Genomic DNA, 16,347 nt, shown 5'->3' on the forward strand with positions numbered 1-16,347 from the left:
AAGCGGCAAGAATCGGCCGATTACTGGATCATGGGCGCAATATTGACAGATTTTCAGGGCTGGCCGGCGAATCGAACCGGCGCTTGGCCAGCTGACAGGGCGGGGATATGGGGCTTTTCGATGAGCTGATGACGAGTGCGCGGCTGCGTGATGCGGCTGCCGCGTCGCTTCTTGTGGTGATGGCTGCGCTCGCGGTGCTCAACGGCGTGGGCACCCCACTGCCTGCCTGGCCCGCTGGCGTTGCCGCATGGGGGGCCGCGATCCTGCTGTGGCCGAAGCTGGACCGTCGCCAGCGGCGCCTGGTTGGACTGCTCATCGCAATCGGCGTGCTCGCGCTGTGCTGGAGTACCGTTCGCGGTGCGCCGGCCTACTGGCTGGGCGCCCTGACGCAGAACAATGCGCTGCTGGGGATGCTGGTCGGGGTGAGCTTTCTGCAGCTGCTGAGTCTGGCGAACGCGACCGAATCCCTGCCGAAGGGGCGGCGCGCACTTTGGCAGACCTTGCTCGCGACCCATTTTCTAGGCGCGGCGATCAATCTTTCGGCGGTTTTCATGATTGCCGATCGCATCGGCCCGAAGGGCGTGCCGCGCGGCGAGCAGGCAGCCTTGCTGGTGAGAAGTTTTCTCTCCGCCGCGATGTGGTCGCCTTTCTTCGCCGCGGTCGCGGTTGCGATCACCTACGCGCCCGGTGCCAGCCTGGCTGGCGTTCTTGCCTGGGGCCTCCCGTTTGCCGTCCTCCTGCTGGTGCTCGCCGGGCGCCGGCTGGAGCGCGAACTGCCCGAAGGCGGGCGTGAGTTCGTGGGCTACCCGATGCGCCCCGGCGCCCTCGCTGCGCCGCTGGTGCTGGCGGTGGGGGTGGGGCTGATGCACCTGTGGTTTCCGTCCTGGTCCGCGCTGGCAATCATCACCATCGTGGCGCCCTTGATCGCGGTGGTGGCGACCTTGTGGCGCAGCGGCCTGTTCGCGGGTACCGATCGCGTGGTCCAGCAGGCGCGCTCCCGCCTGCCCGCGATGTCGGGCGAGCTGGCCCTGTTCCTCGCCGCAGCGGTCTTCGCCAGCGGCTTGCGCAGCCTCATGGCATCGACCAGCCTGGGCATGCCCTTCGATAGCGTCGGCCCGCTGCAGGCGGCGCTGCTGCTCGCACTGATGATCGGCTTCGCGATGATCGGCATCCACGCGGTGATCTCGATCTCGATCGTCTCGGCGTGGACCGCGCCGCTGTCGCCCGACCCTGTGTTGATGGCCACGGTCTATTGCATGTCTTGGGCGATCGGCCTTGCGGTAAGCCCGTTGTCGGGCATTCATCTGGCGCTGCAGGGGCGCTATGGCCTCTCCGCGGTTTCGCTTGCGCGCCTGAATGCGAAGTATGGCCTCATGGCTTACGGACTGGCCGCGCTGTGGTTGCTGGCAATCGGTGCCTGGCGTGGCCTGCTGTGAGCTCAGGCACCGACGAAGCGCCGGGCACTGTCCAGAACTTTGGCCACAAGATCGTCGGCGAGGCAGTCGAGTTCGAGCAGATCGGACCAATTCTCGCGAAACTGGCGCTGCCAGGTCAGTTGACGTTTGGCGAGCTGGCGGGTTGCGGCGATGCCGGTGAAGCGCAATCCGTCGAGGTCGATACGGCCGTCGAGATACGCCCAGGCCTGCCGGTAGCCGACGCAGCGCATCGACGGCAATTCCGGCGAGAGCGCGTAGCGCAGGCGCAGACGCTTCACTTCGTCAATCAGGCCGGCAGCCAGCATTGCCTCGAAGCGCCGGGCGATCCGCGCATGCAGCACGCTGCGGTCCGACGGTGCCAGCGCAATCGGCAGCATCCGGAACGGGGGCGCGGCCTCTTCGCGGCGCGCGTAGCTCGCGGCGAGCGGTTCGCCGGTGAGGCGGATGATCTCGAGGGCGCGTTGGATACGCTGCGCGTCACCGGGCTCGAGGCGCGCGGCGGCCTGCGGATCGAGCCGAGCGAGCTCGGCATGCAGGGCCGGCCAGCCGCGCCGGGCGGCTTCGAGGTCGATCTCGCGGCGGATTTCCGGGTCGGCCTGCGGCAGGGCCGACAGTCCGTCCTGCAAGGCCTTGAAGTAGAGCATGGTGCCGCCGGCGAGTAGCGGGACGTTGCCGCGCGCGCTGATCTCGGTCATCAGGCGCAGCGCATCGACGCGAAAGCGTGCGGCCGAGTAGCTTTCTTCGGGGCTGATGATGTCGATCAGGTGATGCGGACAGACGGCCTGCTCGCTGGCGTCCGGCTTTGCGGTGCCAATGTCCATGTCGCGGTAGACCAGCGCCGAGTCGACGCTGATGATCTCGATCGGCAGACTGTGCGCCAGCGCCAGCGATGCGGCCGTCTTGCCGCTGGCGGTTGGGCCGAGCAGCAGCAGCGCGGGTGGAAGTGAGCGGGAACTGTTACTGGAAGACATGATGGCGAGGTGGATTGTAACGACGAAGCATGGCTTGTGTGCGGTCGGGCTGTGGCTTGTCGCGTTGGCCGTGCAGGCGGGTGACGACGGGTTCCTGTGGACCGTGCGGGATCGGGCGGGCGCGCTCAGGGGTTACCTCTTCGGCACGGTGCACCTGTGTTCGGCCGCATGCTATCCGCTCCCGGAGTCCGCGCGAGCAGCGTTTAACGCCAGTCGCGTGCTGGCGCTGGAGCTTGATCCGACCGATCCGACGATCGGCGTAGCGCTCGGTCGCGCCGGGCGCGTACCCGCGGACCTGGCTGGTCTCTCGGGGCGTTTGCCCGCTGCACAATGGCTGGCGCTGGTCGGCCTTGCCCGCCAGCAAGGTGTGTCGCCGCAACTGCTCGACCGGATGCAGCCGTGGCTGGTCTCGATGAGCCTCATGGTGAGTGCCGCCGGGCAACTCGGCTACGGGCCGCAGTGGGGTGTGGACGTCTGGCTGGCCACCGCGGCACGCGCGACGGGCATCGAGCTGCTGGCGCTGGAGACAGTCGAGCGACAGATCGACGCACTTGCCGCGGGTGGAGAAGCGGCCCAGCTCTCCGCGCTCGCGCAGACCATCGATCTGCTCGAAAACGGCAGGCTCGGTGACTATCTCGATCGAACGATACGTGCCTGGCGCAGTGGAGATGGTCCTGCCCTGGCGAAACTGCTCGAGCTCGAGGCGGACGAGGAGGCGCTGGCGCCCTTGCTCGACCAGGTCCTGGCGCAACGCAACCACGAGATGGCGTTCCGGATCGCACAGCTGACGGACGTGCCGGGGCCGCTCTTCGTGGCCGTCGGCGCGGCGCACCTGGATGGCCCCGAAGGGCTCGTCGCGGAGCTTGCGAAGCTCGGTTTCGTGCTCGAGCGGGTCGTCGATCCGCCGGTTTCGTCGCAGCCGCCGAGCACCGGGCGTGATAGACTCCGCGGCGAATATTACCGTTAGATTACAAGGCGCAATCCCCATGTTTGGCCGCTTCATGCCCCGTGAAGGGCGGTTTTTCGAATTGTTCAATGCTCACGCCGAGCAGACGGTCATCGGTGCGCGGTCGCTACGCAGTCTGGTCGAGGCTCTGGGCGGTGAAGGCGGCAGTGTCAGGGGGCTGGTCGACGAGGTGTCGGCGATCGAATCGCGCGCGGACACGATCACCCGCGAAACGGTCACGCTGCTGCACAAGACCTTCATCACCCCGCTCGATCGCGACGAGATCCACCGCCTCATCAGCCGCATGGATGACATCCTCGACCTGATCGAGAGCGCCGCCCTGTCCCTGTCGGTGTATGACATCCGTCGCGCAACGCCGGAGCTCCGGCAATTGGTCGATATCATCGTTTCGTGCTGTGACCGGGTGAAATCGGCGGTGGCGCTGGTATCCGATACTGGCAACATCGATGGCATGCTAAAGACCTGCGCGGAGCTCAGCCGGCTCGAATCGGACGCCGACCGGGTCATGCGCAATGCCATCGGGCGACTCTTTCGCGACGAGCAGGACATGCGCGAACTGATCCGCATGAAGGCAATCTACGAAGTGCTGGAGTCGGTGACCGATGCCTGTCAGGCGGTAGGTAACATCCTCGAGGGCATCGCCCTGGAAAACACCTGATCAGGACTGCGCCGACATGACAGCCTTCGAGCTCGGCATCGCGGTGGTCGTCCTGCTGGTCGCACTGGCCCTGGTGTTCGCTTTCCTTAACGGCTTTCACGACGCGGCGAACTCGATCGCCACGGTCGTCTCCACGGGGGTGCTCAAGCCGCAGCAGGCGGTGATCTGGGCGGCCGTCTTCAACGTTGCGGCGATGTTCGTGTTCCAGCTGGAGGTGGCAACGACGATCGGCACGGGCACGGTGCTCCCCGAGGTGGTCGATGCCCACGTGATCTTCGGTGCCCTGGTCGCGGCCATCTTCTGGAACGTCCTGACCTGGTACTACGGCATTCCTTCGTCCTCGTCCCACGCGTTGATCGGCGGGTTGGTCGGCGCAGGATTCGCAAAATCGGGTTTTGCGGCGCTGATCGGCAGCGGAATCGTGAAAACCCTTGCCTTCATCGTCATTTCGCCGCTGCTTGGCTTCGCCCTTGGTTCCGTGTTGATGGTGGTCGTATCGCGCGTGTTCTTTCGCGGCACGCCGGGTCGGCTGGACCGCTGGTTCCGCCGCCTGCAGCTCGTGTCAGCGGCCCTGTACAGCCTTGGCCACGGCGGGAACGATGCCCAGAAGTCGATCGGCCTGATCTGGCTGCTGTTGATCGGCTCCGGTTTTTCGCTGGCGTCCGATCCGGTGCCCGGCTGGGTGGTGGTGAGCTGCTACGGCGCGATCGGACTCGGTACCTTGTTTGGTGGCTGGCGGATCGTCAGGACCATGGGGCAGAAGCTCACCAAACTCAAGCCGGTGGGCGGTTTCTGTGCCGAAACGGGGGGCGCTGTGACGATCTTTCTCGCCTCCGCCCTGGGAGCGCCGATCTCCACCACGCATACCATTACCGGCGCGATCGTCGGCGTCGGTTCGGTGCGTCCGCGCGGCGGCGTGCGCTGGGGCCTGGCATCGGTCATCGTGTGGGCGTGGATCCTGACCATCCCGTGTGCGGCGCTGGTGTCGGCCGCCGCCTGGTGGATCAGCAGCAGCCTGTTCTGAAGCCTTCGGCCGGCGAGCGAATTTCCCGCTGCTCGACGTGTCTCATGGGCATTCATTCCGGAGGTGTCTCGATGATGCTTGTCCGTCTGTTGTCGCTCGTTGCCTCATTGCTCGGGGTTTCGCCGCTCATGGCGCAGACATCTCCGCCGGAGGCACCCAGCCTGCCTGCGTGGTTCTCGCAGTCCTTTCTTGATTTTCGTGAGGACGTCGCCGAGGCAGCGCGCGACAAGCGGCAGGTGATGATCTATTTCGGGCAGGATGGCTGCCCTTATTGCAAGGAATTGCTCACGACCAATTTCAGCCGCCCGGAGATCGTCGACAAGACCCGCGCGAATTTCCAGGTGGTGGCGCTCGATATCTGGGGCGACCGGCCGGTGACCTGGGTGGATGGCACGGTGCAGACCGAGAAGGTGCTGGCACGCAGACTGGGGGTGCAGTTCACTCCGACCATCCTCTTCCTTGACCGGCAGGGCAAGGTCAGCCAACGCCTCAACGGCTATTTCCCGCCGCCGCGTTTTTCGGCAGCGCTCGATTACGTCATCAAAGGGCCCGATCCTCGTCAGCCTCTGGCAACTTATCTCGCTACCGCGGTGCGCGAGCAGGCTTCCGCCGACCTCAATCCGGAACCTTTCTTCCTCAAACCGCCATATCGGCTCGACCGCAATGGCGGCAAGCCACTGGCGGTGCTTTGGGAGACGCGCTATTGCGGCCCGTGTGACGAGATGCATCGTGAAGGGTTCTCTCGACAGGAAATGAAGGCCCTGCTGGCCCGTTTCGACGTGGTGCGGCTGGCTCTGGGCGAGCGCAGCGACATCGTGACGCCAGCGGGTGAAGTCACCACCGCGGAGAAGTGGGCCAAACAGCTCGGCATTGCCTACACGCCGAGCGTGGTGTTTTTCGACCAGGGGCGGGAGGTGTTCCGCATCGAGGCTTACCTGCGACCGTTCCACCTCGCCACCTCGTTCGCCTATGTTGCCGATCGCGCCTATCGTACCGAGCCGGAATTCCAGCGTTATCTGCAGGGGCGGGCGGATCTGTTGCGCGCCCGTGGGCAGGACGTCGATATCTGGAAATGAGCGCACCGGCGCGGTGGGTGCCGGCGGTGCACGAGTGGGCGTACTGGTGCGACAATGCCGGCTTAACGTACGCGAGACCTGCGTGACCGACCCGATCCTGCCCATTGCCGCGCTTGTCTTCACGCCGGACGACCAGCCCGATGCGCTGCTGCAACGCGTTGCCGGCCGGCTCGCGGAGGAAGGTGTACGTCTCGGCGGCGTGGTGCAGCACTTGCGGCTCGAGCCGGGTTGTGCCTGCGAGATGAGCCTCGAGGAGCTTGCCAGCCGGCGCATCATCCCGATTTCGCAGAATCTCGGGAGCGGTTCTACCTCCTGCCGCCTCGACCCTGCGGCAATGGCCGAAGCTGCCTCGCTGGTGCGCCAAAGCATGGCTACGGCGCCCGATCTCTTCATATTCAACAAGTTCGGCACGCAGGAACTCGCCGGCAGCGGCCTGCGTGCCGAGATGGCCGAAGTTGCAGCGGCCGGCTTCCCGTTGCTCACCACGGTGAGACGCGACCACGTGGACGCCTGGCTGGGGTTTACGGGTGGCGAGGGCGTGCTGCTGCCGCTCGACGAAGGCGCAGCGCTCGACTGGTGGGCATCGCTCGGCACCCCCAATCGCGAAACACTGACACTCACCGATCAATCCAGGAAGGGAGCCGCCATGGCCTACGATAACCAGAATGTTTTTGCGCGCATCCTGCGCGGCGAATTGCCTTGCATCAAGCTCTACGAAGATGCGCATAGCTTCGCGATGATGGACATCATGCCCCAGTCGGACGGGCACTTGCTGGTGCTCACCCGCGAGCCCGCCGAGACGATCTTCGACATGAGTGACGAAGCCGTGCAGCACTGCATCCTGACCACCCGGAAACTCGCAGCCGCCGCGGTTTCAGCGCTCGGGGCAGACGGGGTACTGATTTCGCAGTTCAATGGCGCTGCCGCGGGCCAGACCGTGCCGCACGTTCATTTTCACGTGATTCCGCGTTTTGCCGGTGTGCCGATGAAGTCCCACGGGCGTGAGCGTGAGGACATGGCAAGGCTCGAGGACATCGCCGGCCGCATCATCGCCGCGCTCTAGAGAGGGCTGGCTGGCGGGGCTTTATTGGCCGCGCATGAAGAAGCGGTCGAGATCAGTCATGGTGAGCTGGGTCCAGGTAGGGCGACCGTGGTTGCACTGATCGGCCCTTTCGGTGGTCTCCATCTCGCGCAGCAGGGCGTTCATTTCCGGAATCGTGAGGCTGCGGTTGGCCCGGACCGCACCATGACAGGCCATGGTGGCGAGCAGTTCGTTGCGTCGCGCGGTAATCACTTCGCTGGCCGGATATTCGCGCAGTTCCTCCAGCAGATTGCGCAGCAGCTCGGCCACCGGCGCCGAGGCGAGCAGCGCCGGCACACTGCGCACGGCGAGTTCCTGCGGGCCGGCAGGGCTTACCTCGAAGCCCATGCCGAGCAGTACATCGGCACATTCTTCCGCGGTGGCCATCTCGCGCGGGCCGACGCCGAACACCGCCGGAATCAACAGGCGCTGTATCGACGGGGTGCCGTCGAGGACGGTCTTCAAGCGCTCGTAGAGGATCCGCTCGTGGGCGGCGTGCATGTCCACCAGCACCAAGCCGGCCTCGTTCTGGGCAAGGATGTAGATGCCGTGCAGCTGGGCGATAGCGAAGCCCAGCGGCGGCGCGTCGTGTGCGCGGCCCGTCGTCGGAGGCGTGGGTTGCGCTGGTCGCGCTGCGGGGACCGTGTCGGGGCCGAAATGGCTCGGAACGGCATCGGCCGGCCGCGCCGTGGACACGAAATCGAAATAGGCCCGGTTTGCTGAATCCATGGCCAGGCGTCCCTGGCTCGCCTGCGGCGGCGGGTATGCAGGCCTTGCCGGCGAAGCGGTTTCGGCAGCGCGCGCCGGCGCCGTTTCCGTCTGCGTATTGCCCGCCTGGCTGGCACCCGATTCGGCGAGGGTGCGCTTCAGGGCGTGATAGACGAACTGGTGCACTGCGCGCGCCTCGCGGAAGCGCACCTCGATCTTGGCCGGATGCACATTGACGTCAACCCCGGCCGGATCCAGTTCGAGAAACAGCACGTAGGCGGGATGGCGGCTGCCGTGCAGGATGTCTGCGTAGGCCTCGCGGATCGCGTGGGTCAGCAGTTTGTCACGGACGTAGCGGCCGTTCACGAAGAAGTACTGGGCGTCCCGGCTCGCGCGTGAATAGGCTGGCAGGGAGGCAAAGCCGGAGAGCCGCAGCGGGCCCGCGTCGGCTTCTAGCGGGCGGGCGTGAGCGAGGAAATCGTCGCCCATCAGCGCGCCGGTGCGACGTAGGGCGTCGGCAGCCGGAAGCCGGTGGATCACCCGCCCGTTGTGCGAGAGCTGCATGGCCACGTCTGGCCGCGCCAACGCGACGCGACGGAACATTTCGTCGCAATGTGCATACTCGGTGGCTTCGCTCTTGAGGAACTTGCGTCGTGCCGGGGTATTGAAATAGAGGTCGGCCACCTCGACCACGGTGCCCTGGTTCAGTGCCGCGGGTGCGAGCGCACGGTCGCTGGCGTCCACCCGCCACGCGTGGGCTTCGCCATCGGCGCGGCTGGTGATGCTCATCCGCGACACGGCCGCGATCGCCGCCAACGCTTCTCCGCGAAAGCCCATGGTGCCGACCTGTTCGAGATCTTCGAGGCTGGCGATCTTGCTCGTCGCGTGTCGCTCCAGGGCGAGCGGCAGGTCGTCCGGCCCGATGCCGCGACCGTCATCCACGACGCGGATCCGCCTTGTTCCGCCTTGTTCGAGCACTACCTCGATGGTCCGGGCGCCTGCATCGGATGCGTTCTCGAGCACTTCCTTGACCACCGAGGCAGGTCGCTCGACCACCTCACCCGCGGCAATCTGGTTGATGAGCTGGTCGGGGAGAAGATGAATGACTGGCATGGAAACCGATTATACGGGGCACGATCATGCTTCGCCGGCGACAAAAGTTCACGCAAGGCGGAATGGCGCCGTGTAAGAATTTCGCTTACATGAAAATCGCGATGCCACCCCCTCAGATCGGCGACGCTGGAGCGAATCGCATCCGGCGGGCCGCACACTGGCCGGTCCTGGTCGGAGCGTTGTTGCTGATTCTCCTCTGGCTGTCACTCGCGGCTTACGTCCAGGCGCACGTCGAAGCCTCGATGGGACGCGTTCTTGCCGCAGTGCGTCCGCTTGCGGCGGCTGGCCAGATCGTGCCGGTCGAGCGACCCCGGGCGGCTGCGCAGCCGCTTATCTCCGAGGCCAGGGCCTCGGAGAGCGTCGCGCCGGTTAGCGACACGTCTGTCGCTGCCGTGTCGCAGGCCGGGAGATTGCAGGCCGAGGTCGACCGGATGCTGGCTGAAACGCCGCTGGAGTTCCGGTACATGAAATTTCAGCTGCGCGACGCCAGTCGTCGCGCGTTGTTTCAGCTCGGCGAGCGACTTGTAGCGGAAAACGGAGATTTTGCGGTGCAGGTCAGGGTGCATGCCAACAGTTGGGGTTCAAGGCGCAGGAATCTCGAGGTCAGCGCTCGGCGTGCGCAGGTCGTGCGCGACGAGTTGCTTACCGCCGGCTTGCCCGCCAACAGAGTCAGTTTCGAAGGCGTGGGTGAGGCTGAATCGCGGCTTGGTCGAAACGAAAGCGAAACCCGGCGGCTCAATCGCCGGACCGAAATCCGGATCATGGGGAACTGAGAATGGAATGGCTCTACGGAGTATTGCTCGTCGCGGTGTTCGCGTCCGCAGCCATCGGCTTCTGGGTCGCATGGATGGTGAGGGGTGAGGCGCTCGGTCGGGCGCGAGCCGATGCCGACTATCTCATGGACCTCTGGGCGCGAACCGGTGGCACGCAGGCGCGGACCTTCGCACTCAATGCGGGTGCCCGGGCCGAGCGTGTGCCCGGCGAGGATCCCGCGGTAAGGCTCGGCCGGGAAACCGCAGTCGCAAATCTGCGTCACTGACCGTTCGGCGGTCGGCCACGTGTCGGCCGTCATGCCGCCTGGCCGCGTCGTGGACGAGCGGCAGGGCGACAGTCGGGTAGAATGCCGGCAGTCCCACTTTTTGCGGCTTCGTCCGCTCGTGTCTTTCTGTCCCCGGAAACTGCACCCGAACACGCGAATCCCTTATGCGATGGCGCCTTGAGGCGCCTGCCGTCGTTTTCGCTTTCGTTCGCGGGCGGCTGGCGCCGCGGGGAGCTGTCGTCCTGCCCAAGCCGTGTATTGGTCTCGAGTCATGAAAAATATCGTCATCCTGATTTCCGGTCGTGGCAGCAACATGGAGGCGATCGTTCGGGCGGCGATTCCCTCTGCGCACATCGCCGCGGTGATCAGCAACCGGCCCACAGCGGGTGGTCTGTCGTTCGCCGCGGAGCATGATATTGCCTGCGAGGTGGTCGATCACACGGCCTACGGTTCGCGTGAAGCGTTCGACGCCGCGCTGGCTGCCGCGATCGACGCGCATGAGCCCGACCTGGTCGTGCTGGCGGGGTTCATGCGTGTGCTCAGTGACGGCTTCGTCGAGCACTACGCCGGACGGTTGATGAATATCCACCCCTCCTTGCTGCCGTCCTTCCCGGGGTTGCACACGCACCGCCGCGCGCTCGAGGCGGGCGTGCGGATCCACGGCGCGACGGTCCACTTCGTCACCGCAACACTCGATTGCGGGCCGATCGTGATTCAGGCTGCCGTGCCGGTGACGAGCGGCGATGATGAAGCCAGCCTGGCTGCGAAAGTGCTCCGCGAAGAGCACCGCATCTATCCACAGGCAGTACGCTGGTTCGCCGAGGGGCGCCTGAGGGTCGAGGATGGCAGGGTGAAGCTCGCCGGCGCGGATGTGCCGGCGGTACTCGGTTGCGTACCGGCGATCGATGCGGACTGAGGATCGAGCGCAATGACTCTCCTCGCATCCGGCCTGCGAACGAGGCTGTCGCTGATGTTCCGCCCGGTGCTCGCGGTCTTGCTGTGTGCCCATCTTGTCGGACACGCCGCCGCAGACCGACCGCTTGACGCGCAAGCGCTGCGGTTGACCGTGGTGCCGTCCTTTTCCAAATCGGCGGGCGAGGCGCAGTTGCCCGGGCCGACACCGTTCAGGCCCGTCGCGCTTGTCGCCGCAGCGGCCCAGTCGTCGTGGTCCGCCAGAGGCGAGATCGTGTTCGACGTGTTTCGGGGCGACGGCAACTTCAGGCTGGGTACGACAACCCATCGCTGGCAACAAGCCAACGGCCGTTACAGCATGGAGGCGCGGGTCGAAACGACCGGACTCGTGGCCCTCTTCAAGGCGGTGGACTATGTCCAGCGCAGCGAGGGGCGCGTCTTGCCGCAGGGGCTTCGGCCGTCCTCCTTCAGCGTGGAGCGCGGCGGCAAGCGGCGCGAGTGGTCCGAATTCAACTGGCAGGCGGGACGCGTCAAGCTGTTCAAGGACGGCAAGGCGCGCGAGGTCGATGTGGCGCCCGGCGACCAGGATGTGCTCAGCCTGTGGCACCAGCTGAGCCTGGGCGGCTGGCGCAGTGGCGAGGAGCTTACCGTCGTTACCGGCAAGTCGGCGGCGAAAACGCGGATCGAGGCGCTCGGCAGTGAGCGGTCCGAGGTACCGGCGGGGCGGTTCGAGACGCGTCACCTGCGGGCGACCGCGACCGATGGCAGTCTGGTACTTGATATCTGGTATGCGTTCGACGGGGACATGGTTCCCGTACGGATACGCATGCAGGACAGGAAGGGTGAGGTGCTCGACCAGCGTGCCCGTGTCGTCGTGCTCGATGGCGTGGCGGTGAGCGGCGCTCGGGAATGAACAAGCGGCCTTGTCGGCCGGACAGGATGAGCAGGAAATGAGTCAGGAAGGTATTTCGCGGGCGCTGCTCGATCAGGCGGTACAGGTGCTCGGTAGCGTGCTTGGTTTCCAGCACCCCGCGGACAGCGTGCTGTCGCGCTGTTTCCGCGAGCAACGCAACCTCGGTCAGCGTGATCGAGCCTTCATTGCCGAGTCGGTCTATGCGGTATTGCGGCGCCTTCGCTGGTTGCGTCGCCTCGCCGGCTTCCGTGCGACACCGAGGCAGTTGTTGCTGGCCTGGCTGGTGCGCGGCGAGGGCATGTCGCTGCGTCGTCTCGATGCCGCGCTGAATGGTGAGGAAAAGGCCTGGGCGGGCGAGCTGAAGGCCCGGACTATCGGCGACGAGACGCTGGGCGAGCGCACGGATCTGCCGGACTGGCTGGTGAGGCGCCTGTCCGCGCGTTTCGATGAGGAAGGCCTTGTCGCCCTGGCGCGCGGGCTCAATCGGCCGGCGCCGCTCGATCTGCGGGTCAACACGCTGAAGGCAAACCGCGACGCGGTGCTGGCCGGGTTGGCCGGGTCGGGAATCGAGGCGCACGCAGGTGCGTTCTCGCCGGTCGCGATCAGGCTGGCAGGCAAGCCGGCGTTGCAGCGTCACCCGCTTTTCCTCGATGGTTGCGTGGAGGTCCAGGACGAGGGCAGCCAGTTGCTCGGCTATCTCGTGGCACCGAAGCGCGGCGAGATGGTGGTCGATTTCTGCGCCGGCGCGGGCGGCAAGACCCTGCTGCTGGGGGCGCTGATGCGTAATACCGGGCGCCTCTATGCCTTCGATGTGGCCGAGCGCCGGCTCGCCAAGCTCAAACCACGGATGGCCCGAGCCGGACTCTCGAACGTGCATCCGATGGTGGTCGCCAGCGAGACCGACGCACGTATCAAGCGGCTTGCCGGCAAGGCTGACCGGGTGCTGGTGGACGCGCCGTGCAGCGGGCTCGGAACCTTGCGGCGCAATCCCGATCTCAAGTGGCGCCAGACCGACGCTTCGGTCGATGAACTGGTGGTCAAGCAGTCAGCCATCCTCGCGGCCGCGGCACGGCTGGTCCGGCCGGGCGGGCGGCTTGTCTATGCGACCTGCAGTCTGCTTGTGGAGGAAAACGATGCCATCGTCGACGCCTTCCTGGCCGCGCATCCGGGTTTCGTGCAGATCAGCGCGGCGGAGGTGTTGCGCAAGCAGGGGATCGAGCTGGAGTGCGGCGAGCGGCTCAGTCTGCTGCCCCAGGTCCATGACACCGACGGTTTCTTCGCGGCGGTGCTGGAACGAGCTCAAGCTTGATCCAGTCGATGTCCGCAGTCTTGAGCGCCTGCCGTGCCGTCGTGGGCCCGAATTATGTGTGAGTGAATGATGCGTCTGCCCGAGTTCTTCAAATCCGTGCCTGTCCTTACTGTTTATGACCCGCTTGCGGAATGTCTTGGCTCTGCCGAAGGCGGGGTCATCGAATATCGCTATGCGGATGCGGTGCGCCTCGCCGGCCATTCGTGTCCCACGGTGGCGATGTCCTATGCCCTGACCTGCAAAGGGCTCTCCGAGTTGTACGGCGAGTCCCTGCCGGAGCGCGGGGCGGTAAGGGCGGTTTTCAGCGACGGGGTCGAGGCCGGCGTCACCGGCGTGGTCGCGGGCGTCGTCGGGCTGCTCTGCGGGGCTGCGGTGGCGGGAGGCTTCGGTGGAATCGCGGGGCGTTTCGCGCGTCGTGGGCTGATGCAGTTCGGCGTTGCCGGCGAGGCCGTGTTCCGCCTGCAGCGACCCGACGTCGGCGCCGAGGTAAGCCTCTCCGCTCGCCTCGACCGCGTGCCGGCGGCATCGGGCCTGCGTCCGCTCATGCATCTCGTGGGGGCGGGGACGGCGAGCCGCGCCGAACGCCAGGAGTTTGCCCGCCTGTGGCAGGCGCGCGTCAGGCGGATGCTGCTCGATCACTGGGATGATGGGGAGCTGTGGCAGGTCGAGCGTCGGGGGATCCAGGGATGAAGCGCGCCGATGCCTTGTTGAAGCTGTCGCGCGAGCACCACACGGCGTTGTCGATCGCGCAGCGTGCGCGCCGGGCGCTGGCGGAGGGCGTTGCCGGGGAGATCGAGTCGGTGGCGGCGGCCGCCGCGCGTCGCTTCGCCGCCGAGCTCGAGCCCCATTTCCTCGATGAGGAGCGCTGGCTGCTTCCGGCGCTCGCCGGCGCGGGCGAGGACCGTCTCGTCGATCGTACGCTGGATGAGCATCACCGGCTGCGCGTGCTCGCCGCGGCGCTTCCTGATGGCGGTGCCGATGCGCTCGCGGCCTTTGCGCAGTTGTTGAGTGATCATGTGCGTTTCGAAGAACGCGAGCTCTTCGAGTGTGCGCAGGCCAGGATTCCCGCGGACGAGCTTGCCCGGCTTTCCGCGCGGGATTGCTGAAACCATCGGCGAGGCTACAATTGCCGGCCATGATGCGTGCTCCTTCATTCGTATTGGCGCTGCTCTTTGCGCAGCCACTCCTGGCGGCAGAGTTGCCGCAGCGCATGCCTGCGAAAGGCTCGATCGAGGTGGCGTTTTCGCCGCGGGACGATGCGGAAGGCGCGCTGCTGCGTACGATCGAAGCGGCGCGTGACGCGATCTACGTGCAGAGCTATTCCTTCACCAGCCGTCCGCTGGCTGCGGCGCTTGTGGCGGCAGCCAAACGGGGGGTGCGTGTCGAGGTGCTTGCCGATGCCCAGATGAACCGACGCCCCAAGGGCAACGTGCTGTCCCGGCTGGTTGCGGCGGGCATTCCGGTTGCGCTCGAAACCGATTATGCGGCCGCGCACAACAAGGTCATGATCATCGACCCCCGCGGCGGGCGGCCGGCGGTGGCGACCGGTTCCTACAATTTCACCTGGTCGGCGGCCAATCGGAACGCCGAGAACCTGCTGATCCTGCGGGACAATCCGGTGCTCGCCGAGGCCTACCTGGCAAACTGGGAGCAGCATCGCAACCGCGCCACGGCCGTGGATCGCAATCTCGAGCCAGTCGCAAAGTGAATCCGGGCGGCCCGCGGGCCTTGTTGCAGAACGTCCAGCCCGGCTACCGCGCGCTACGGACATACAGGATGCTTGATCGATGAACGCAAACACGCCACTGGATGCGCTGGTCGATTCGGTGCTGGCTGCGCTGCAACGCCCCGGGGTGTTCATGGAGTTCGGCCTGCTGCTGATCGCCGTTCTCTTTGGCTGGTGGCTGGACCGACGCTACAGGGTGCGTCACCGCGCGCTCGCCGCAGTGGGACGAAGCGGCGCGCGTCGTCTCGGCGAGGGGGGCTTGCTGCGCCTGGTCTTTCCGCTTGGGGCGCTGCTCGTGGTGACGCTGGGGCGCGCCTTGCTGCGGCATTGGCACGAGACGCACCTGCTCGACGTGGCGGTACCGCTGTTCATCTCGATGGGCGTGGTACGCATGGTGGTGTTCGCGCTGCGTCAGGCCTTTCCGCCATCGGATTGGCTGGCTGCGGCGGAAAAGATCGTGTCGCTGGTAGTGTGGGCGGTGCTGGCATTGCACATCGTCGGCTGGTTGCCCGAACTCATCGCCGGCATGGAGTCGGTCCAGTTTGCCATCGGCGCCCAGCAGCTGTCCCTGTGGCTGATCTTCCAGGGTGCGCTTACCGTGCTGCTGACCCTGTTGTTTGCCTTGTGGCTCTCCGGCCTGATCGAGCAGCGGCTATTGCGTTCCACTTCGCTCAATCCGAGTTTGCAGCTGGTGTTCTCGCGGATCAGCAAGGCGGCGCTGATCCTCGTCGCGGTGTTGATCGCACTGCCGCTGGTGGGCATCGATCTCACGACCCTGTCGGTGTTCGGCGGCGCGCTCGGCGTCGGGCTCGGCTTCGGCATGCAGAAGATCGCGGCCAACTACGTGTCGGGTTTCATCATTCTGCTGGATCGCTCGATCAGCATCGGCAACATGGTTTCGGTCGGGGGCGACCGGGGCGTGGTCAGCCACATCACCACCCGCTACACGGTACTCAAGGGCCTCAACGGGGTGGAGGTATTGGTGCCGAACGAGACTCTCGTGAGTTCGGTGGTGCAGAACGAGACCTTCACCGATACCCGCATGCTGCTGCCGGTCGATGTCCAGGTGAGTTACGGCTCGGACCTGGATCTCGCCATGTCGATCATGGTGGAAGAGGCTGCGCGGCAGCCGCGGGTACTCAAGGAGCCTGCGCCCAAGGCCTACCTCGTCAATTTCGCTGACAGCGGGATCAATCTCCGGGTCGGCATGTGGCTTGGCGATCCCCGTGAAGGTTCGCTGGGCGTGATCTCCGAAATCAACCTTGCGGTATGGCGGCGTTTCCGCGAAGCCGGAATCGAATTCCCGTTCCCGCAGCGCGAGGTCCGGATTCTCTCGCCGCTACCTGCAATCACCGGTCAAGTGCCGGCGGCGAGCGCCTGAAATGCTTTGCCGTAGCGGATGCTTTGTTCGTAC

The 16,347-nt window shown here is 65.9% G+C and carries 17 protein-coding genes; 15 read left to right on the forward strand and 2 right to left on the reverse strand.

The window, feature by feature from the left end:
• The first annotated feature begins 107 nt into the window (after positions 1-107).
• Positions 108-1,436 (forward strand): hypothetical protein, encoded by a 1,329-nt coding sequence (locus GQB03_RS20335; protein WP_235027154.1) that lies wholly within the window; start codon positions 108-110, stop codon positions 1,434-1,436.
• Positions 1,437-1,438: 2 nt separating this feature from the next.
• Here GQB03_RS20335 and miaA read toward each other — a convergent pair whose 3' ends face one another.
• Entirely contained in the window at positions 1,439-2,407 is a 969-nt protein-coding gene (miaA, locus tag GQB03_RS20340; RefSeq protein ID WP_159693228.1) for a tRNA (adenosine(37)-N6)-dimethylallyltransferase MiaA, read from the reverse strand.
• 1 nt (position 2,408) lies between these two features.
• Between miaA and GQB03_RS20345 the strand changes: the two genes are divergently transcribed.
• The 5 genes from GQB03_RS20345 to GQB03_RS23365 all read left to right on the forward strand — a co-directional run bounded on the left by GQB03_RS20345 (position 2,409) and on the right by GQB03_RS23365 (position 7,195).
• Complete coding sequence (locus GQB03_RS20345) at positions 2,409-3,374, forward strand: TraB/GumN family protein (protein WP_159693230.1); 966 nt, start codon at positions 2,409-2,411, stop codon at positions 3,372-3,374.
• Between the two features lie 19 nt (positions 3,375-3,393).
• A complete protein-coding gene (locus tag GQB03_RS20350) occupies positions 3,394-4,032 on the forward strand; it encodes a DUF47 domain-containing protein (protein WP_159693232.1) in 639 nt (212 codons plus the stop codon).
• 16 nt (positions 4,033-4,048) lie between these two features.
• Positions 4,049-5,056, forward strand: coding sequence for an inorganic phosphate transporter (locus tag GQB03_RS20355; RefSeq protein WP_159693234.1), 1,008 nt, complete (start codon positions 4,049-4,051; stop codon positions 5,054-5,056).
• Positions 5,057-5,127: 71 nt separating this feature from the next.
• Positions 5,128-6,132 (forward strand): thioredoxin family protein, encoded by a 1,005-nt coding sequence (locus GQB03_RS20360; protein WP_159693236.1) that lies wholly within the window; start codon positions 5,128-5,130, stop codon positions 6,130-6,132.
• An 82-nt stretch (positions 6,133-6,214) separates the two neighbouring features.
• On the forward strand, positions 6,215-7,195 hold the full coding sequence (locus GQB03_RS23365; RefSeq protein ID WP_235027155.1) for a DUF2478 domain-containing protein: 981 nt from the start codon (positions 6,215-6,217) through the stop codon (positions 7,193-7,195).
• Between the two features lie 21 nt (positions 7,196-7,216).
• Here GQB03_RS23365 and mutL read toward each other — a convergent pair whose 3' ends face one another.
• The gene (mutL, locus tag GQB03_RS20375; RefSeq protein WP_159693238.1) at positions 7,217-9,034 is read right to left on the reverse strand and encodes a DNA mismatch repair endonuclease MutL; all 1,818 of its coding nucleotides are present in this window, start codon (positions 9,032-9,034) and stop codon (positions 7,217-7,219) included.
• 101 nt (positions 9,035-9,135) lie between these two features.
• On the opposite strand from mutL, the gene GQB03_RS20380 reads away from it, so the two are divergent.
• From GQB03_RS20380 to GQB03_RS20420, 9 genes are all read left to right on the forward strand, one after another.
• Positions 9,136-9,807: an OmpA family protein gene (locus GQB03_RS20380; RefSeq protein WP_159693240.1), complete on the forward strand. Its 672-nt coding sequence runs from the start codon at positions 9,136-9,138 to the stop codon at positions 9,805-9,807.
• A 2-nt stretch (positions 9,808-9,809) separates the two neighbouring features.
• Entirely contained in the window at positions 9,810-10,073 is a 264-nt protein-coding gene (locus GQB03_RS20385; protein ID WP_159693242.1) for a hypothetical protein, read from the forward strand.
• Between the two features lie 271 nt (positions 10,074-10,344).
• Entirely contained in the window at positions 10,345-10,989 is a 645-nt protein-coding gene (gene purN, locus GQB03_RS20390) for a phosphoribosylglycinamide formyltransferase (protein ID WP_159693244.1), read from the forward strand.
• Between the two features lie 12 nt (positions 10,990-11,001).
• On the forward strand, positions 11,002-11,898 hold the full coding sequence (locus tag GQB03_RS20395; RefSeq protein WP_159693246.1) for a DUF3108 domain-containing protein: 897 nt from the start codon (positions 11,002-11,004) through the stop codon (positions 11,896-11,898).
• A gap of 37 nt (positions 11,899-11,935) precedes the next feature.
• Positions 11,936-13,207: an RsmB/NOP family class I SAM-dependent RNA methyltransferase gene (locus GQB03_RS20400; protein WP_159693248.1), complete on the forward strand. Its 1,272-nt coding sequence runs from the start codon at positions 11,936-11,938 to the stop codon at positions 13,205-13,207.
• A 66-nt stretch (positions 13,208-13,273) separates the two neighbouring features.
• Positions 13,274-13,897, forward strand: coding sequence for a hypothetical protein (locus GQB03_RS20405; RefSeq protein ID WP_327517257.1), 624 nt, complete (start codon positions 13,274-13,276; stop codon positions 13,895-13,897).
• Positions 13,894-14,313, forward strand: coding sequence for a hemerythrin domain-containing protein (locus GQB03_RS20410; protein WP_159693250.1), 420 nt, complete (start codon positions 13,894-13,896; stop codon positions 14,311-14,313). The genes GQB03_RS20405 and GQB03_RS20410 overlap by 4 nt, the downstream gene beginning before the upstream one ends.
• A 32-nt stretch (positions 14,314-14,345) precedes the next feature.
• Positions 14,346-14,915 carry a phospholipase D family nuclease gene (locus GQB03_RS20415; RefSeq protein WP_159693251.1) on the forward strand — a complete coding sequence of 190 codons (570 nt, stop codon included), beginning with the start codon at positions 14,346-14,348 and terminating at the stop codon, positions 14,913-14,915.
• Between the two features lie 79 nt (positions 14,916-14,994).
• Complete coding sequence (locus GQB03_RS20420) at positions 14,995-16,314, forward strand: mechanosensitive ion channel family protein (RefSeq protein ID WP_235027156.1); 1,320 nt, start codon at positions 14,995-14,997, stop codon at positions 16,312-16,314.
• Positions 16,315-16,347 lie beyond the last annotated feature (33 nt).

Origin of the sequence: Cognatazoarcus halotolerans (assembly GCF_009800965.1) — a bacterium.
GTDB lineage: Bacteria > Pseudomonadota > Gammaproteobacteria > Burkholderiales > Rhodocyclaceae > Cognatazoarcus > Cognatazoarcus halotolerans.